Raw genomic sequence first — 17,193 nt, 5'->3', positions numbered from 1 at the left:
AGTTCGGTCCGTAGCGCTGAGGAGCTGGTTGTGAGCGTCGCGTTGTTCACCCTGGGCGGCACCATCTCGATGGCCGGCACGCACCGGCTCACCGGAGACGACCTGACCGCCGCCGTACCGGGGCTGGCCGAGCTCGGTCATCCGGTCGAGATCCAGGACGTCGAGAAGGTGCCCAGCGCCAACCTGACTGCCTCGAAGGTGCTCGAAGTGGTCGACGCCGCGTCCAAGGCGGTGGCAGACGGCGCCGCCGGCGTCGTGGTCACCCAGGGGACGGACAACCTCGAGGAGACGGCCTTCCTGGTCGACCAGGTGTGGCCGCACCCGCAGCCGTTCGTCCTGACCGGCGCGATGCGCAACCCGACCCTCGCGGGTCCGGATGGTCCGGCCAACCTGCTGGCCGCTGCCCGCGTTGCCTGCTCCCCTGCTGCCCGTGACCTCGGTGCCCTGGTGGTGTTCAAGGAGGAGATCCACGCGGCCCGGTGGGTGCGCAAGACCCACAGCACCAGTACGGCGACGTTCGTGTCGCCCAACACCGGTCCGATCGGCCACGTGGTGGAGGACCGGGTCCGCGTCCTCACGCGTCCGATGCGGCTGGACGGCGTACACGGAATGGCAGAGCCGGACCAGCTCGATGCGACGCGGGTAGCGCTCTACACAGTGACGATGGACGACGACGGCCTGCTGTTGCAGGGGTTGGCGAACACTCACCAGGGTCTGGTCGTCGCCGGGTTCGGTGTCGGCCACGTGCCCGCGGCACTCGCTCCTGTGCTGGGCGAGCTCGCTGCAGCGATGCCTGTCGTGCTGACGTCGCGGACCGGTGGTGGTTCGGTACTGCGGAACACCTACAAGTCGGTGGGGTCGGAGACCGACCTGCTGCAGCGTGGACTGATCGACGGTGGGTTCCTGGACCCGTACAAGGCGCGCGTGCTGCTCCGGTTGCTGCTGGCAACCGACGACGACATCATTGCTGCTTTCGCGCAGTACCAGTGATCGCAGCCGCCTTGGTGCTCAAGTAGTCCCGCTCCGGCTTGCTCGTCGTACGGCGGGCCGCCTCGCGGAAGTGGTGGGCAGCGAGCTCGGGGTCACCACGCATCTCGTACAGATGCCCGCGTACGGCGTCCAGGCGGTAGTGGCCGGCCAACTCCTTGTCCAGCGGTTGCAGGAGCTCCAGCCCGGCGTCAGGGCCTTGCACCATGGCTGCTGCGATGGCCCTGTTGAGCTTCACCATCGGGTTGCCGGACAGCTCCTCCAGCAGGCCGTACAACGCCAGGATCTGCGGCCAGTCCGTGTCCTCCGGGCGATCCACCTCGTCGTGCAGCGCCGCAATCGCCGCCTGCAGCTGGTACTCGCCCAGCGGCGGCGTACTGAAGCCTTCCACTGCCAGCGCAAGGCCTTCGGTGATGTAGTCCTTGTTCCACAGCGTGCGGTCCTGCTCCGCCAGCGGGATCAGCTCACGCGCCTTGCCAGTGCGGGCCGCCCGACGCGCGTCACTGAGCAGCATCAAGGCGAGCAGACCGGTCACCTGACCGTTCTCAGGGAGCAACGCGTGCACAGTGCGAGTCAGGCGGATCGCCTCGTTGGACAGGTCATTCCGTTGCAGCTCTGGACCGCTGCTCGTCGCGTAGCCCTCGTTGAACATCAGGTAGAGCACGTGCAGCACGTTGTGCAGCCGCTCGTCGCTGGCGTCCAGCTCGAACGTCGCGCCCTTGAGCTTCTGCTTGGCCCGGCTGATCCGCTGCGCCATCGTTGCCTCAGGCACCAGGTAGGCGGTGGCGATCTCCGCGGTGGTGAGACCGCCTACCGCACGCAGCGTCAACGCGATCGCCGAGGCCGGCGTGAGCGTCGGATGGCAGCACAGGAACAGCAGCCGCAGGGTGTCGTCCTGCTCCTCGACGTCGTCCGGCGGCACGTCGCGCAGCGCGGCCCGCTCCTCGCGCCGCCGCCGGGCCTGCTCCTGCCTGACCTCGTCGATCAGGCGTCGCGACGCGGCCTGGATCAGCCACGCCTTCGGGTTGTCCGGTGTGCCGTCCCGCGGCCAGGTGGTCGCCGCGGCCAGCAGCGCCTCCTGCACGGCGTCCTCGGCCGCGGCGAAGTCACCGGACCACCGGACGACCGCGCCGACGACCTGCGGCGTCAGCGCACGCAGCAGGTCCTCGAGGTCGCGGCTGGTCACACGTCGTAGAGGTCGGTGTCGCCGCCGTCCATCACCCGGCGGACCTCGATCGGCTGCTGCGTCGGCACCCCACCCGGTCCCGGCACGCAGGACAGGTCGGCCGCGATCTCGAGCGCCCGTTCCTCGGACTCGACGTCGATCAGCTCCCAGCCGGCCAGGATCTCCTTGGCCTCGGCGTACGGCCCGTCGGTGACCACCGGCGCATTCACACTCGCCGCGCGGACCACCTTGGCGTGCTTGGGCCACGTCAGCGCCTGGTGGTCCACCAGCTCGCCGCTGTCCCGCAGCCGATCCAGGTGGTCCCTCAGGTACTGCATGTGCGCCTGCATGTCCGGCTCGTCCCACTCCAGCATCGGGGTGTCGACGTTCCCGCCGTCCATGTTCACCAGCAGCAAGAACCTGGTCATGTCATCTCCTCCACCGGCACATCTTGGCAGAGGTCAGTGTCTTCTGGTCCGCTCCGGACTGGCAGTCTCCAGCGGTACGTCGGCCGCGGGGATGACTCCGAGTTGCGTGGTCTGGCGGCGCAGCACCGCGTCGTACACCCAGTCGGTGGCGGTCCGGACCCGGTTGCCGGGCATGGAGAGCAGGTGGTAGCCGCGCGTCACCACCTTCGCCGGGAGACCGGCCAGCGGGACGCGCAGCGGGTTGGCGGCTGCCTGCGTGCCACCGAGGTCCACGACGAAGCCGAGGTCGTGGTGCACGTACGGCTGCCGCTCACCGGTCCCGAAGTCGGCCGCCACGTTCTTGGCGGCCCGCTTGCCCTGCCGCTCGGCGTGCTGCGCTGTCATGGGGGTGACTTCGCCCGGCATGGTCAGGTCCGGCACGGCGGCCGCGTCGCCGCAGGCGTACACCTCCGGGTGGTCCGGGACGTTCAGGTACTCGTCGACGAGCAGCCGGCCCTTCTCGGTCTTCAGCCCCAGCCCGTCGACGATCGGGTCCGGCCGTACGCCGACGCACCAGACGAGCGTGTGGGTCGGGACGAACGACTTGTCGGTGAGCCGGACGCCGTTGTGCATCGCCTCCTCGACCGACGTGCCCATCAGTACGTCGACATCACGGTCACGCAGCACCTTGTCCGCCGTACGCGAGAGCCGCTCGTCCAGCTCGGGCAGAACGCGGTCGGCGATGTCCAGCAGCATCCAGCGCATCCGCTGGTGCCGCAGGCGCGGCCGGCGCTTCTTGAGCAGCTCGGTGTAGAGCACGCCGTGTGCAGCGACCTCAGTACCGGTGTAGCCCGCGCCGACGACCACGAAAGTGCACAGCGCGTTCCGATCGGCAGGGTTGTCACTGGCGTCGGCCAGCTCGATCTGCTGGGTCAGGTGGTCGCGCAGGAACACGGCCTCGGGGATGCCGCGGAAGCCGTGCGCGTACTCCGTGACGCCGGGGATGGGCAGCAGCTTGTTCACGCTGCCCGCGGCGATGATCAGCCGGTCGTAGCCGATCTCCTCGCGCCGGTCGAGCGGATCGGCGTACCGGACCTTCCGGCGGTCCAGGTCGAGGCCGTCCACCTCCCCGAGGACCAGCCGGACGTCGGGCAGCGTGTCGGCCAGCGACACGGTCAGCCGCCGGGGCTCGAGGATCCCGGCTGCCACTTCGGGCAGCAGCGGGACGTACAGGAAGTAGTCAGTCGGGTTCACCACCACGATGTCGGCGCGTCCACGGGCCAGCCGGCACAGCGTGCGCGCCGCGATGTACCCCGCGAACCCGGCTCCGACGATGACGATCCTCGGTCGCTTCATCCCTCCTGGGTATCAGATCAGGCCCAGGTCGAACGAGAGCTCAGTCCAGCAGCGCGTCGACGAACTGCTCGGGATCGAACGGCGCCAGGTCGTCCGGGCCCTCGCCGAGGCCGACCAGCTTGACCGGGACCCCGAGCTCGCGCTGGACCGCGATCACGATGCCGCCCTTCGCCGTACCGTCGAGCTTGGTCAGCACCAGGCCGGTGACGTCGATGACCTCGGCGAACACGCGGGCCTGGGTGAGGCCGTTCTGGCCGGTGGTGGCGTCGATGACGAGCAGCACCTCGTCCACCTCGGCGGACTTCTCGATCACCCGCTTGACCTTGCCGAGCTCGTCCATCAGGCCGGTCTTGGTGTGCAGCCGGCCCGCGGTGTCGACCAGGACGACGTCCGCCTCCTCCTCGATGCCCTGCTTGACGGAGTCGAACGCGATGCTCGCCGGGTCGCCGCCCTCGGGACCGCGCACGGTCCGCACACCGACCCGCTCGCCCCACGTCTGCAACTGGTCCGCAGCGGCCGCGCGGAAGGTGTCCGCAGCGCCCAGTACGACGTGCTTGTCCTCGGCGACCAGTACTCGCGCCAGCTTGCCCACTGTGGTGGTCTTGCCGGTGCCGTTCACCCCGACCACCAGGACGACGGCCGGCTGGGCCTCCTTACGGCTGACCTTGAGCGACCGGTCCAGCGAAGGGTTGACCAGCTCGACCAGCTCCTCGCGAAGGATCTGCCGGGCCTCCTCACCGCCGACGCCCTCGACCCGCATCCGGGTCCGCAGCCGCTCGACCAGCTCCTGCGTGGGCGTCACGCCGACGTCAGCAGTGATCAGCGTGGTCTCGATGTCCTCCCACGCCTCCTCGTCCAGCTTGTCCCGGGACAGCAGCGCGAGCAGGCCCTTGCCCAGCGAGCCCTGGGACCGCGCCAGCCGGGCCCGCAGCCGGACCAGCCGGCCCTGGGCGGACTCGGGCTTCTCGATCGTCGCCACCGGCTCCTCGGGGAGCTCGGTGTCCTCCAGCGTCCGGGTCGGCGTGTCGCGCGGCTCCTCGGCGTCCTCACCGATCTTCGGCTCGGCGGTCTCGAGCGGCGCGGGCGGGGTGGGCGACGGCAGCTCCGGCCGGCGGCGGCGCGTGACGACCAGGCCGGCGGTACCGGCGACCAGGACCACGGCAGCCACGATGATGGCGATCAGAACCGAGTCGGCGAGCTGGGGAACGAGCTGGGGAGTCAACACGGTTCCCCATCTTGACAGACACCCAGCCTGCCACCCGCATCCGTCACGTCAGGCTCACCAGCTGTCGCGGTACGTGAGCAGGCACCAACTCGGGCCGGTGTGTGAGGAGGACCACGGTACGGCGACCAGCCGCCACGAACAGGTCCTCCAGCAGGGCCCGGCCGGTCTCCTCGTCCAGGTGCTCCGTCGGCTCGTCGAGCACGAGTACGTCGCGATCGGCCAGCAGCAACCGGGCGAAGGCGAGCCGCTGCCGCTCGCCGCCGGACAGGCGCGCGCCGTGCTCGCCCACCATCGTGTCCAGCCCGTCCGGCAGCTTCTCGACGAACACTCCGAGCCGGGCCCGGTAGAGCGCCTTCCACAGCATCAGGTCGCTGGCGCCCGGTTTCGCGAGCAGCAGGTTCTCCCGGATGGTCGTGTCGAACACATGACTCTCCTGCGTCAGCAGCCCGACCACAGACCGCACCTGATCACCTTCGAGCAGGGACAGGTCCACGCCGTCCAACAGGACCTCGCCAGCCCGCGGCTCCAGGAAGCGCAGCAGCACGGCGGCCAGTGTGCTCTTGCCCGAGCCACTCGGGCCGGTGACGACCACTCGGCTCCCGGCCGGCATGTCCAGGCTCAACCCGTCCAGTACATCGGCACCGTCGTACCCGACTCGCAGCAGCTTCACCTCCAGGTCACGCCCGGACGGCAGCGGCTGTGGGGTTGCGGGCTCGGTCACCGGCTCGGGGCTGTCCAGGAGCTCCTGCACGCGGCCTAGCGAGGCGCGTACCCGGATGGCGAGCTGTGCGGCGGCTGGGATGCCGCCAAGTACGTCAGCGAGCGCGAGCGGGGTCAGGACGAGTACGGCGAACACCGCGCCGGTGATGTTCGCCGTGTTGCCGAGCATCAGCCCGGCCACACTCGCGCCGCCGACGCACAGCATGAGCAGCGCGCCGCCGAGCCCCGCACTCCAGGCCGAGCGTCGTTCCGCCTTGGCAAGCTTCGCGTCGCTTGCGCTGAAGGAGTCGAGTACGTCGTCGACCGCGTTGAACGCCACCACGTCGCCTGCAGTCAGCAGTGTCTCGGTCGCCGCAGCCGCCACCTCGCCACGCGACCCAGCGATCTTCCGCTCCGCTCTCGCCGCCGTGTGGGCGGTCAGCCACGGTACGACGGTGCACGCGACCAGGACTGCCAGCGCGACAGCTGCACCCGCTGCCGGAAGCAGGAGAGTCAGCAGGGCAACTGTTGCCGTTGCCGTCACGGCGGCGGCTGCCACAGGGAGGACGACCCGCAGCCACAGGTCGAGGACTGCGTCGACGTCGAGCACGAGCCGTGCCAGCAGGTCGCCCTTACGTTGGGAGCTGAGACCGCCCGGTGCCAGCTTCTCCAGGCGGCCGGTGATGCGGGCCCGGGTCTCACCCAGCACCCGGTACGCCGCATCGTGGCCGACCAACCGCTCGACGTACCGGAACACGCCCCGACCGACGCCGAACGCCCGCACCGCCACGATCGCCACCATCAGGATCAGCACCGGAGGCTGAGCCGCCGCCGTCGTGATCAACCAGGCCGAGGTCGCCAGCAAGGCCACCGCCGACCCCGCCGCCAGCACTCCAGCCAACAGCGCCAACCCGAGCCGCCACCAGATCCGTCGCTCCGGCATCACCAACTGCCAGACGGTCGTCATGCGTTCACCAGTTCTCTCACGCCTACGGTGACTGTTCGGTCGGCGGCAGCGATGAGCGCCGGCCGGTGCGCGATCATCAAAACCGTCCGTCCGCTGGCCCGCAGCCCTGCAACGACATCTGCCTCGGTGTCGGCGTCCAGACCCGCGGTCGGCTCGTCCAGCAGCAGCACTGGCGCGTCCGTGATCCACGCCCGCGCCAACGCCACCCGACGTTGCTGCCCGCCGGACAGCAACTGCCCCTGCTCCCCCACTGTCTTGGCCAGCTCGAGCTCACTCGCCCCAGCCACCAGCAACGCCAACCGCACGTCGTCATCCGACGCAGCGGGCCGCCCCAGCCGCACGTTGTCCGCAACCGTGCCCATCCGGAGGCCCGGCCGCTGCGGAACCCAGGCGAACTGCCGCCGCCACGCCGCCGGCTCGAACTCGTCCGCCGCACTCCCACCGGCAATGACGACCCCACGCTCAGGCTCGACAAACCCAAGCAGCACAGCGAACACTGTCGACTTGCCCGCACCACTCGGCCCAGTGATGGCGACCACCTCGCCCGGCTGGACATCCAGGTCGAAGCCGTCCAGCGCCGGCTCGTCGCGACCCGGGTACCGCACTGTCACGTCGTACAGGTGCAGTGCGGTCTCTTGCAGGTCCGGTACGTCGGTGCGGTCGCCTCGCTCGGGCAGCGGGGTCTCCAGGACGCGGAACACCTCCTCGCTGGCCGCAACCCCGTCGGCGCTGGCGTGAAAGTGCATGCCGACCTGCCGGAGCGGCAGGTACGCCTCGGGCGCGAGGATCAGCACCATCAACGCCGTCTCGAGTCCCATCCGTCCCTCGACCAGCCGGAGCCCGACGCCGACCGCGACCAGGGCGACCGAGATGCTGGCCAGCAACTCCAGCGCGAACGACGACAGGAACGCCAGCCGCAGACTGCTCATCGACGCAGCCCGGTGCTTGTCAGTCACCCGCCGTACGGCGCTCTCCTGAGCCTTCGCGCGACCGAACAGCTTCAGCGTGGGCAGTCCGGCGACGACGTCCGCAAAGTGGTGCGACAGGACGGACAGCGCGCGCTGACGACGCCTGCTGTGGGCCTGAGTCGCCCAGCCGATCAGAGCCATGAAGATCGGGATCAGCGGCAGGGTGACGACCACAGTCCCTGCGGCGATCAGGTCGCCGGTCGCCATCCAGCCGATCACCGCAGCGGGGACAGTTGCCGCCAGCACCAACTGCGGGAGGTAACGGGCGAAGTACGGGTCCAGGTCGTCGAGGCCCTTGGTCAGCAGGGTTGTCAGCGCGCTGCTGCGCTCACCGCTCAACCAGACCGGTCCGAGCTTCAGCGAGTGCTCCAGCACCTGCCTGCGCAGCGTGGACTTGACCGCAGCCGCGGCCCGCTGCGCGACCACCTCCTGGGCCCACACCAGCAGCGCACGAGCCGCGATGACGATTCCCAGTCCCAAAGCGATCTCCGCGACCGGGTCACCATGCAGGACGACGCCGGCGATACCACGCGCCAGCAGGACGGCCTGCACGATGATCAGCAGCCCGCTGGCGACGCCGATCACCACCGACGCCGCCAGGAAGACCCGAGCCGCGCGCGCCCGTCGCAGCAGCCGCGGGTCGACCGGCTTCATGAGGTTGGCGCCGACACAGGAACCGGCTCGACCGTGATGCGCTTGCGGAACACCCAGTACGTCCACCCCTGGTACAGCAGCACCAGCGGCAGGAAGATCGCGGCGATGATCGTCAACACCTTCAACGTGTACGGCGTTGACGCGGCATCAACTGTTGTCAATGTTGATCCCGGATCAAGTGTTGACGGCATCACGGCCGGGAACATCGCGGCGAACAACGACGTCACGGCCAACCCGATCGCGAGCGCTGTCCCCAGGAAGGCCCAGCCCTCGCGACGGAGCCGGTTCGCCAGCAGACCGCCGGCGAACGCGAGCACCGCGGCGGCCGCGACGATCACCGAGCCGGTGTCGCCCCGGATCCCCTGCGCCCAGGCGAGGAAGGCGATCACGAGAACGGCGGCAACCAGACCCACGCGGGACGCCAGCTGGTTGGCGCGGTGGCGAAGATCGTCGGTGGTCCGCAGCGCGAGGAAGATCGCGCCGTGCGCGACGAAGACGGCGGTGAAGGCGACGGCGCCGAGCAGGGCGAACGGACTGAGCAGGTCGCCGAGGTTGCCGACGTACTCGAACGAGGCGTCCAGCGGCACCCCGCGGACCAGGTTCGCAAACGTGAGTCCCCACAGGAACGCGGGGACGACCGACCCGACCAGGATCATCGTGTCCATCCGCCCGCGCCACTCCAGGTCGTCGCGCTTCCCGCGGTACTCCAGCGCCACGCCGCGCAGGATCAGCGACACCAGGATCGCGAACAGCGGCAGGTAGAACCCGCTGAACAGCGTCGCGTACCACTCCGGGAAGGCGGCGAACGTCGCGCCGCCGGCCACGATCAGCCACACCTCGTTGCCGTCCCAGACCGGACCGATCGTGGTGACCACCGCCCGCCGCTCGGGCTCGTTGCGGCCGAGCACCCGCAGCAGCATGCCGACCCCGAAGTCGAAGCCTTCGAGCACGAAGTACCCGACCCACAACGCCGCGATGGCGAGGAACCAAACAGTCGTGAGCTCCATCTGCCCAGCCCTCTCAGTAGGCGAACGACAACGGCTTGTCCGCCTCGTCCTGCGAATCGTCCGGCGGCTCCGGCCCGGACTTCGGCCCGTCGGTCCCGGCCAGGCCGCCCCGGATGGTGCGGAACATCAGCTTGGCCTCGACGACGGCCAGCACGCCGTACAGCACGGTGAACCCGGCAAGCGAGGTGATGACCTCGCCGCTGGTCGTGCCCGGTGACACACCCGATGCCGTCGGCAACAACCCGAACACGAGCCAGGGCTGCCGTCCGGTCTCGGTGAAGATCCAGCCGAAGGCGTTCGCGGCCATCGGCAGCAGCGGCAGCGGCAGCGCCAGCCAGATCAGCCGCCGGTTCGGCGCCCGGCCCCGGCGGGTCGTCCACAGCAACCACGCCGCGATCGCCACCGACGCCATCCCGACCCCGATCATCAGCCGGAAGGTCCAGTAGGTCAGCGGGATGTTCGGCTTGTACGACCCCGGCCCGTAGAGCTGCTCGTAGGCGTCCTGCAGCGAGTTGATGCCCTTGACCTCGCCCTGGAAGTCGCCGGTGGCCAGGAAGGACAGCAGGTACGGCAGCTTGACCGAGAAGACCTCGCGCGACCCGTCCAGGGTGCCGACGGTGAAGACCGAGAACGAGGCCGGCTTCTCGGTCTCGTAGAGCGCCTCGGCCGCGGCCATCTTCATCGGCTGCACCTCGGTCATCACCTTGCCCTGCTGGTCCCCGGTCAGCGCCACCCCGACCCCGGACGCGAGCACGATCACCGCGCCCAGCCGCAGCGCCGTCCGGAAGACGTCCCGATCGACGTCCGGACGCCGTAGCAGGTGCCACAGGGCCACGCCGGCGACGAACCCGCCGCCGACCAGGAACGCCGCGAAGATCGTGTGCGGATAGGTGACGAGCACGACCTTGTTGGTCAGCACCGCCCACAGATCGGTCAGCTCGGCCCGGCCACGGTCGGCGTTGTAGCGGAAGCCGACCGGGTTCTGCATCCAGGAGTTGGCCGCCAGGATGAAGTACGCCGACAGTTGCGTGCCGAGCACCACCATCCAGATGCAGGCCAGGTGGACGAGCCTGGGCAGCCGGTCCCAGCCGAAGATCCACAACCCGATGAACGTCGACTCGAGGAAGAACGCGAGCAGGCCCTCCAGCGCCAGCGGAGCGCCGAACACGTCCCCGACGAAGCGCGAGTAGTCGCTCCAGTTCATCCCGAACTGGAACTCCTGCACGATGCCGGTGACGACCCCCATCGCGATGTTGATCAGGAACAGCTTCCCGTAGAACTTGGTCAGCCGCAGGTACTTCTCCTTGCCGGTGCGGTACCACGCGGTCTGCAGCCCGGCCGTGATCGCGACCAGCGAGATCGTCACCGGCACGAAGAAGAAGTGGTACACGGTGGTGATCGCGAACTGCCATCGGGCCAGATCCAGGGTCTCCACGGCGCCGGTCCTCCCAGCCATCTACGACATGACGTAGTAGATCGTAGCGTGGATCTACTACAACGCGTAGTTATACTGGTCACGTGGCGAGCGACGAGAAGGCACCGAGGCCCTTGGGGGACCTGGAGCGAGTGGTCATGGAGCAGCTCTGGGCGGCGCCGGGAGCGCTGACCGTCCGCGAGGTCCACGAACAGCTGTCGACCACCCGCGAGCTCGCCTACACCACCGTGATGACGGTGCTGGACCGGCTGGCCAAGAAGAAGCTGACCGAGCGCGAGCGGGACGGTAAGGCCTGGCGCTACCGTGCCGCGGCGCCCCGCGAGGAGCTGGCCGCCGACCTGATGCGCGACGCCCTCGACCGGGCCGGCGACCGCCGCGAGGCGCTGGTCCGCTTCGTCGGCCAGGTCAGCGACGAGGAAGCCGAGCTCCTGCGCGAGGCGCTCGCGCGGCTGGAGGAGCGGGCGGGGTGATCACCCCCGTCCTCCTCGCTGCTCTGGCCCTGGTGCTGACCGGACCTGCGCCGGCGCTCCTGGCACGCTCGCAGTGGCCCTACCGGATCCCCCGGGCCGCTGTGGCGCTCTGGCAAGCGATCGCCATCGCGGCGGTCCTGGCAGCACTCGGCGCCGGGATCTCCCTGTCCTACTCGACCGCCGGTCAACCGGGTGAGCCCAGCTTCAACCCGTCGTCGCCCCGGGACCTCCTGGCAGCAGCGATCCTGGCCATGACCGCACTGGTCCTGGTGAAGCTCGTCTGGGTTGCCGGACGAGTAGCCGTCGGTACGCGCGCCCGTCGCAAGCGCCACCGCGACCTGGTCGACGTACTGGCCACACCGGACGGCCTGATCCCCGGATTGCGAGTGCTGTCCGAGGAGACGCCACTCGCCTACTGCCTGCCCGCACTGCGCGGCGCGCGGGTGGTCGTGTCGGTCGGTGCGCTGGAACGACTCGATGAGAGCGAGCTGCACGCCGTACTCGCGCATGAGCAGGCGCACCTGCGGGCACGGCATGACCTGGTGCTGGAGGCGTTCACTGCGCTGCATCAGGCCTTCCCGCGGTGGGTGCGTAGCGAGGTGGCGCTGGAGCAGGCACGCACGCTGGTGGAGCTCTTGGCCGATGACGACGCGCGTCGCCGGAACGGCCCGCGTCCACTGGCCCGCGCACTCGTCGCACTAGCCGGTGCACCCGCACCAGAGGCCGGACTGGCCGCGGCCAAGTCCGCCACCGTGCTGCGCGTCCAGCGACTGGCCGACCCTGAGCCGCGCTACCCCTTGCTCGCAGCAGCGACGTACGCCGCCGCCGTCGGACTGCTCGTCCTGCCGACCGTCACCGTGGCAGCGCCGATCGTGAAGGCGATCGTCGACGCGGTCAGCTAGCCGGCTGGTAGCGCAGCAGCGCTCCACCGTTCGCCCACGCCCGGGCCTCGATCAGCTCGAGCACCCGCGTCTCGCCGCCACCGGGGAACACGCTCTTCCCGGCACCGATCAGCACCGGGCAGACACGCAACTGCACCTCGTCGACGAGGCCGGCGATCAGCAACGTGTGGAACAGCGAGATGCTGCCCCACAAGATGATGTCCTTGCCTTCCTCGCTCTTCAGCTCGCGCACGTCCTCGACCGCGTCCCGGACCACCAGCGCCGAGTCGTCCGCACCCCAGGGCGCGCTGTCGAGCGTCCGCGACACGACCACCTTGCGCAGGGCGTTGAGCTTCGGCGCAATCGGGTCGTCCGCCGCTGCCTCGGTCGGCCAGAACGCTGCGAACAGCCGGTACGTCTCCGCCCCGAGCAGCATGGTGTCCACAGTGTCGAGCAACGCCAGGTTGTCGACGTCGGCCTCCTCGGCGATCGTGCTGGAGAAGTCCAGCCCGCCCTCCGAGTCGGCGGCGTACAGGTCGAGCGTCACGTACTCCTGGAAAATCAGCCGTCTCATTCACGCAAGGTACTACCCGAAATGCTTGCCTTCCCCCCGCGCGACCGCCAGCAGCACCAGTCCGGACAGGACCAGCAGAACAACCATCGTGACAACGAATGTCAGCACTTCTCTCCCCGTATCCCCACGCCTTGCCTCACTGAGCTTCCTACGCGCTCATTGTTCCAGAAGTTCCCCGTACGCCTTGGCCACTTCGTCGATCTCCCAGCCCAACGTGTTCGGAGTCACCACCAGCTCCACCCACGACCAGCCCGGTACGTCGGCCGGGTGCCAGGTGAAGCAGATCGCCTCCCGGGTCCGCTCCATCCGCGCGATCGCCGCCCGGTCGATCGCCTCGGCCGGACGCGGCGCGTAGATCCGGAACGAGTTGGTGTGCGGCGGGTCGGGGAACACCCGGAAACCCTCGCTCTGCAAGGCCATCGAGAGCTCGACGGACCGTTCGTACAACTCCCCCATCTGTGGCAGCACCGTCCTGAGTCCCTCGCGCGCGGACACGGCGTACGGGAACAGCGTGAACAGATTGCCACCCAGTCGGCGCTGCCAACGCCGTACCTCGGCGATCACGTCCTCCGGCCCGGCCAGCGCAGCACCACTCAGCCCGCCCAGCACCTTGTAGAAGGACACATAGACGCTCGAGGCCAGCGCAGCCACCTCGGCCAGGCTGTGCTCCAGGTACGGCGTGCTCTCCCACAAGCGAGCGCCATCGAGATGCAGCGGTACGCCGCGCTCCGCACAGGACTCGGCGAACACCACCAGCTCGTCCCACGTCGGCAACACAAACCCTGCCTCGCGCAGCGGCAGCTCCAGTGTCACTGCGGCCAGCTTGCCCGGGATCGCGGCCAGCTCGTCCGGCCGGGGCTGCCGCGGCTCGGAGGTCAGCCGCTCGATCCGCAGACCGTGCACTTCCTCCAACGCGTTCAGCTCGTGCTGCAGGAGGTGCGACTGCCCGTGTACGGCGACCCGACTGGTCCCGGCGCGGTCGGCGTACACCCGGAGGACGCTCTGCTGGGCCATGATCCCGGTCGGCATGAACACTGCCGCCGGTTTGCCGAGCAGCTCGGCCACCTCCTGCTCCAGCGCGGCGACGTGACCGCCGTCGCCGTACATGTCGGCCTTCTCCTCGCCGGCGACGTCCGCCAGACGCTGCAGGCTGTCCGCGGTCGGCAACCAACGCACGGACAGCCAACGGTTGCAGTTGTCGGCCGCTGCCTTACGGCGGGCCCGGAGGTCGTCGGAGGTAGCCACACCTCCATCCTCTCGTGCGACTGCAAGCGAGTCAGATGGTGGTGGTCACCACATGCTGGCCCTGCAGCGTCCTGACCTCCACCGACTTCACCTGGTCGATCGGCACCAGCACACCGCCGCCGAACCGGCTGCCTTCGCGTGCTGCCTTCTCGGAGATCAGCCACGTGCCCGCCACCCAGGTCTTGCCGGCCTTGTCGATCACGACCATCTCGCACTCGGCTCCGGCCTTCAGACCGGTGACCTGCACCTGAATCCAGCTCCACCCGGCGCGCGGCTCCACTGTGGTCGCCATCCTCGTGCCTGTGGTGCTGTCGGTCGCCGTCACGTGCTTCGACCCGGCCACTGGCTGATCGGCCTGGCCGGCGGTCTGCCTGCCGATCAGCACACCGCCACCGAGCGCGCCGGCCACTACGACAACCGCAGCAGCGACCAGTAGCCAGGGCGAGCGACGCTTGGCAGCGGGCGGAGCCGCCGCCTCAGCAGTCCGCACCTCGCGCAGGGTGCGCTGCAGCAGCAGGTCGCCGTCCGGCGGAGGACCCTCCAGGAACGCCTCGGGCGGCACCTCGCCGAGGAACTCCTTCATCTCCTCCAGCTCGGCCAGCTCCGTGCGGCACTCCGCACAGGTCGCCAGGTGCTGGTCGACCTCGCGAGCCTCATCGGGTTCCAGGGCGCCAAGGGCGTAGGCGCCTAGCTGCGAGCGGTCGTGCTCGGTCATCGGGCCACCTCCGCTCCTTGTCCGGGCGCCATCACCGCGCGCAGTGCTCGGAGGGCGTAATACGATCTCGATTTCACGGTACCGGGCGGCACGCCCAGCTCCTTCGCCGCCTCGGCCACCGACCGGCCGCGGTAGTACAGCTGCACCAACACCTCACGATGCTCCGGTGACACCCGGTCCAGCGCGTCCAGCACCACCATGGTGTTCACCACCGACTCGGAGTGGTCCGCCTCGACCGGCGGCCGGTCCTCGACGTCCCCCACCTCGGTCGGCCGGACCGCCCGCGCCCGGGCCCGGTCGGTGACGATGTTGCGGGCCACGGTGAGCAGCCAGCCACGCACGGACCCCTTGCCTGCGGTCAGGTCGTCTGCATGCTTCCACGCCCGCAGCAGCGTCTCCTGTACGACGTCCTCCGCGGCAGCACGGTCACCGGTGAGCCGGGTCGCGTACGCGAGCAGGCTGCGGCCGTGTTCGGCGTACAGGGAGCGGACCAGCGCCTCGCCGGTCTCCGGACCGCGGTTGTCACCCACCGTCCGCACGATACCGGGAACAGTGGGCGACCACACCGGGACGACATCAGTAGCCGTAACCATTGCCGCTGTCGGAGGACGGCTGCTTGGTGATCTTCTTGCCGTCCGGGCCCACGACCCACCAGACACCGCCGACCGCCTGGCCCTTGGCCTCACCGGACTTGGTGTCACTGGCGAACAGGTAGATCGGCAGTCCATCGATCGACAGCTGCTTGCTGCCGTCGCTTCGGGTGACCGTGCCGACCAGGGAGGCGGCGATGCCCTCGAGCTGCGGGGTGCCCTCACCGGCGGGTACCACCGGCCACTTGGCCAGGCAGTCGCCCTCGCAGTTGGACTTGCCGGAGGTGTCTTTGTCGAACACGTACACGGTCCGTCCATTGCCGTCGACAACGACCTTGCCGAGATCACCGACCTCTGCGGTGGCCAGCTTCGTCGCGCTGCTCGCCTCGCTGGCGGCCGGCCCGCTCGCCGGCGTGTCACTCTCGTCGCCGCAGGCGGTGAGCCCGGCCAGGCCGAGCACGAGCGCAGCGACGACACTGCCCAGACGCTTCATGATGCTTCCCCTCGAAGTCGGTGATCGACACCCACCACACGTCCGCGGTCCCGGACCGGTTCAAACGCGGGCGCTATCGTCGGGCCCATGAGCCAAGAGATCCCGGCCGCGGTGCAGCGCGCCCTCACCGCGATCGACGAGCAGGACAACGACGCCTTCGTCGCGGCGTTCGCCACCGACGGCTACGTCGACGACTGGGGCCGGCAGTTCCGTGGCCCGGACCGGATCCGCTCCTGGAGCGAGAACGAGCTGATCGGCAAGCGCGCCACCTTCACCGGCACCCAGGTGTCCACCCCGGGCAACCCGCTGACGATCGTCACCCAGGTCGGCGGCGACGGCTTCAACGGCCCGTCGCACTTCACCTTCGACGTCCGGGGCGACCTGATCGCCTCGATGACGATCACCGCCTGACCGGTCAAACGTTCGACAGATCCGGTCTGGACCTATTCTCGGTCCCATGAGGTTGTCAGCGCGCCGCTACCGGCGGCTACCGAAGCGCGCGACCCCACCGGACCTGTCGGTCGCGGAGGCAGCCCTGCTCGTCTTCGGCGAGGTCGGCCCGGCAGCCACCGGCGGCACGATCCTCGAGCTCGCTCAGCTCGGCGCCGTACGGATCGACGAGGGACCGGTCGAGCACTCGGCGCAGACCGTGGTCCTGGTGGATCCGGGCGCGGCCGTCGAGGAGCATCACCGGGTGCTGCTCAAAGGCATGTTCCCGCTGCTCAAGCCGGGCGACAGCCGGATGTTGCGCCGCGGCCGGAAGGACAACGTCCGGATGCTTGGTGCGCACGACAAGCTGGGGCGGGCGGTCGAGGCGCGGGTCAGCGAGGCCGACTGGTACTACCGGACGCCGGTCCCAGGCCGTGCCGGGAGGCTCTTGCGCCGGACCCGGCTGCTCGGCTGGGGCATCCTCACGCCGGCCGGCCACGCGATGGTGGACCAGGTGCTCGGCTTCCGGCGGTACGTCGCCACGCTCGAGCCCGGCGAGATCCGGCAGGCCGAGCTGATCCGCCTGCTGCCCTGGGCGCTCATGCTGGGGTTGCACCATCGCTGGGAGCAGCTCGCAGCCGGACTGCCCGTCGACGACGACGAGCCGGTGAGCTGGTGGAGCGCCACCGGGATGTTCCGGCTCGGCCCGTTCCGGCGTGGTCTAGCTGGCTGTGGGTCGAGTCAAGTCTGGTGATGGCACGCGTGAGGTTGCTCCGCCCGCGGGTTGGGTGGATGTTTGCGGTTGTGTTTTGGCCGGGAGGGTTTCGTGGCGGGTCGGGTGCCCGAAAGCGCCCATGCTGACGTATGCGACCTGACGTCTTGGGTGTCTGGTCATCTGGCGTCGTGCGGGCTGCTGTGATGGGGCG

The 17,193-nt window shown here is 69.5% G+C and carries 18 protein-coding genes; 5 read left to right on the top strand and 13 right to left on the bottom strand.

The features are described from left to right. Window positions 1–30 precede the first annotated feature (30 nt). Complete coding sequence (locus ACIBGM_RS40630; protein ID WP_396388585.1) at window positions 31–990, top strand: asparaginase; 960 nt, start codon at window positions 31–33, stop codon at window positions 988–990. Here the strand turns inward: ACIBGM_RS40630 and ACIBGM_RS40625 are convergent. Genes ACIBGM_RS40625 through ACIBGM_RS40590 form a run of 8 tightly spaced genes read right to left on the bottom strand, consistent with a single transcriptional unit; the run spans window position 962 to window position 10,870 of the window. Further along, the gene (locus ACIBGM_RS40625) at window positions 962–2,173 is read right to left on the bottom strand and encodes an RNA polymerase sigma factor (RefSeq protein WP_396388584.1); all 1,212 of its coding nucleotides are present in this window, start codon (window positions 2,171–2,173) and stop codon (window positions 962–964) included. The genes ACIBGM_RS40630 and ACIBGM_RS40625 overlap by 29 nt on opposite strands. Further along, window positions 2,170–2,580, bottom strand: coding sequence for a YciI family protein (locus ACIBGM_RS40620; protein ID WP_396388583.1), 411 nt, complete (start codon window positions 2,578–2,580; stop codon window positions 2,170–2,172). Before ACIBGM_RS40620 ends, ACIBGM_RS40625 begins: the two co-directional genes overlap by 4 nt. A gap of 33 nt (window positions 2,581–2,613) precedes the next feature. Next, window positions 2,614–3,915, bottom strand: coding sequence for an NAD(P)/FAD-dependent oxidoreductase (locus ACIBGM_RS40615; RefSeq protein WP_396388582.1), 1,302 nt, complete (start codon window positions 3,913–3,915; stop codon window positions 2,614–2,616). Between the two features lie 40 nt (window positions 3,916–3,955). After that, window positions 3,956–5,140, bottom strand: a complete 1,185-nt coding sequence (gene ftsY, locus ACIBGM_RS40610) for a signal recognition particle-docking protein FtsY (protein WP_396388581.1) — start codon at window positions 5,138–5,140, stop codon at window positions 3,956–3,958. 43 nt (window positions 5,141–5,183) lie between these two features. After that, complete coding sequence (gene cydC, locus ACIBGM_RS40605; protein WP_396388580.1) at window positions 5,184–6,806, bottom strand: thiol reductant ABC exporter subunit CydC; 1,623 nt, start codon at window positions 6,804–6,806, stop codon at window positions 5,184–5,186. After that, complete coding sequence (gene cydD / locus ACIBGM_RS40600) at window positions 6,803–8,428, bottom strand: thiol reductant ABC exporter subunit CydD (protein WP_396388579.1); 1,626 nt, start codon at window positions 8,426–8,428, stop codon at window positions 6,803–6,805. The genes cydC and cydD overlap by 4 nt, the downstream gene beginning before the upstream one ends. Next, on the bottom strand, window positions 8,425–9,435 hold the full coding sequence (gene cydB, locus ACIBGM_RS40595) for a cytochrome d ubiquinol oxidase subunit II (RefSeq protein WP_396388578.1): 1,011 nt from the start codon (window positions 9,433–9,435) through the stop codon (window positions 8,425–8,427). Before cydB ends, cydD begins: the two co-directional genes overlap by 4 nt. A gap of 13 nt (window positions 9,436–9,448) precedes the next feature. Next, complete coding sequence (locus ACIBGM_RS40590; RefSeq protein WP_396388577.1) at window positions 9,449–10,870, bottom strand: cytochrome ubiquinol oxidase subunit I; 1,422 nt, start codon at window positions 10,868–10,870, stop codon at window positions 9,449–9,451. Between the two features lie 83 nt (window positions 10,871–10,953). Between ACIBGM_RS40590 and ACIBGM_RS40585 the strand changes: the two genes are divergently transcribed. Together ACIBGM_RS40585 and ACIBGM_RS40580 are read left to right on the top strand one after the other, a co-directional pair. Beyond that, window positions 10,954–11,340 carry a BlaI/MecI/CopY family transcriptional regulator gene (locus ACIBGM_RS40585; RefSeq protein ID WP_360533923.1) on the top strand — a complete coding sequence of 129 codons (387 nt, stop codon included), beginning with the start codon at window positions 10,954–10,956 and terminating at the stop codon, window positions 11,338–11,340. Then, the gene (locus ACIBGM_RS40580) at window positions 11,337–12,242 is read left to right on the top strand and encodes a M56 family metallopeptidase (protein WP_396388576.1); all 906 of its coding nucleotides are present in this window, start codon (window positions 11,337–11,339) and stop codon (window positions 12,240–12,242) included. Before ACIBGM_RS40585 ends, ACIBGM_RS40580 begins: the two co-directional genes overlap by 4 nt. Here ACIBGM_RS40580 and ACIBGM_RS40575 read toward each other — a convergent pair. The 5 genes from ACIBGM_RS40575 to ACIBGM_RS40555 all read right to left on the bottom strand — a co-directional run bounded on the left by ACIBGM_RS40575 (window position 12,235) and on the right by ACIBGM_RS40555 (window position 15,838). Next, complete coding sequence (locus ACIBGM_RS40575; protein WP_396388575.1) at window positions 12,235–12,795, bottom strand: dihydrofolate reductase family protein; 561 nt, start codon at window positions 12,793–12,795, stop codon at window positions 12,235–12,237. The two genes, ACIBGM_RS40580 and ACIBGM_RS40575, sit on opposite strands and share 8 nt — an antisense overlap. Window positions 12,796–12,951: 156 nt before the next feature. Next, on the bottom strand, window positions 12,952–14,040 hold the full coding sequence (locus tag ACIBGM_RS40570; protein ID WP_396388574.1) for a threonine aldolase family protein: 1,089 nt from the start codon (window positions 14,038–14,040) through the stop codon (window positions 12,952–12,954). A 31-nt stretch (window positions 14,041–14,071) separates the two neighbouring features. Then, window positions 14,072–14,755: an anti-sigma factor family protein gene (locus ACIBGM_RS40565; protein WP_396388573.1), complete on the bottom strand. Its 684-nt coding sequence runs from the start codon at window positions 14,753–14,755 to the stop codon at window positions 14,072–14,074. Then, window positions 14,752–15,285 carry a sigma-70 family RNA polymerase sigma factor gene (locus ACIBGM_RS40560; protein WP_396388572.1) on the bottom strand — a complete coding sequence of 178 codons (534 nt, stop codon included), beginning with the start codon at window positions 15,283–15,285 and terminating at the stop codon, window positions 14,752–14,754. The genes ACIBGM_RS40565 and ACIBGM_RS40560 overlap by 4 nt, the downstream gene beginning before the upstream one ends. 46 nt (window positions 15,286–15,331) lie before the next feature. Next, window positions 15,332–15,838, bottom strand: a complete 507-nt coding sequence (locus ACIBGM_RS40555; protein ID WP_396388571.1) for a hypothetical protein — start codon at window positions 15,836–15,838, stop codon at window positions 15,332–15,334. A gap of 87 nt (window positions 15,839–15,925) precedes the next feature. On the opposite strand from ACIBGM_RS40555, the gene ACIBGM_RS40550 reads away from it, so the two are divergent. Beyond that, entirely contained in the window at window positions 15,926–16,249 is a 324-nt protein-coding gene (locus ACIBGM_RS40550; protein WP_360533944.1) for a nuclear transport factor 2 family protein, read from the top strand. A 46-nt stretch (window positions 16,250–16,295) separates the two neighbouring features. Next, window positions 16,296–17,021, top strand: a complete 726-nt coding sequence (locus ACIBGM_RS40545) for a hypothetical protein (RefSeq protein ID WP_396388570.1) — start codon at window positions 16,296–16,298, stop codon at window positions 17,019–17,021. Window positions 17,022–17,193: the final 172 nt, after the last annotated feature.

The organism is Kribbella sp. NPDC050470 (assembly GCF_044458365.1).
Taxonomy (GTDB): domain Bacteria; phylum Actinomycetota; class Actinomycetes; order Propionibacteriales; family Kribbellaceae; genus Kribbella.
The sequence above is the reverse complement of the archived record's forward strand: the minus strand, read 5'-3'. Positions and strand labels throughout refer to the sequence as shown.

What these genes read in the sequence shown, in the direction of transcription:
- ACIBGM_RS40575 (WP_396388575.1), bottom strand. Translation starts at nt 12,795, where the DNA reads ATGAGACGGCTGATTTTCCAGGAGTACGTGACGCTCGACCTGTACGCC.
- cydB (WP_396388578.1), bottom strand. Translation starts at nt 9,435, where the DNA reads ATGGAGCTCACGACTGTTTGGTTCCTCGCCATCGCGGCGTTGTGGGTC.
- ACIBGM_RS40615 (WP_396388582.1), bottom strand. Translation starts at nt 3,915, where the DNA reads ATGAAGCGACCGAGGATCGTCATCGTCGGAGCCGGGTTCGCGGGGTAC.
- ACIBGM_RS40620 (WP_396388583.1), bottom strand. Translation starts at nt 2,580, where the DNA reads ATGACCAGGTTCTTGCTGCTGGTGAACATGGACGGCGGGAACGTCGAC.
- ACIBGM_RS40555 (WP_396388571.1), bottom strand. Translation starts at nt 15,838, where the DNA reads ATGAAGCGTCTGGGCAGTGTCGTCGCTGCGCTCGTGCTCGGCCTGGCC.
- cydC (WP_396388580.1), bottom strand. Translation starts at nt 6,806, where the DNA reads ATGACGACCGTCTGGCAGTTGGTGATGCCGGAGCGACGGATCTGGTGG.
- ACIBGM_RS40545 (WP_396388570.1), top strand. Translation starts at nt 16,296, where the DNA reads ATGAGGTTGTCAGCGCGCCGCTACCGGCGGCTACCGAAGCGCGCGACC.
- cydD (WP_396388579.1), bottom strand. Translation starts at nt 8,428, where the DNA reads ATGAAGCCGGTCGACCCGCGGCTGCTGCGACGGGCGCGCGCGGCTCGG.
- ACIBGM_RS40550 (WP_360533944.1), top strand. Translation starts at nt 15,926, where the DNA reads ATGAGCCAAGAGATCCCGGCCGCGGTGCAGCGCGCCCTCACCGCGATC.
- ACIBGM_RS40565 (WP_396388573.1), bottom strand. Translation starts at nt 14,755, where the DNA reads ATGACCGAGCACGACCGCTCGCAGCTAGGCGCCTACGCCCTTGGCGCC.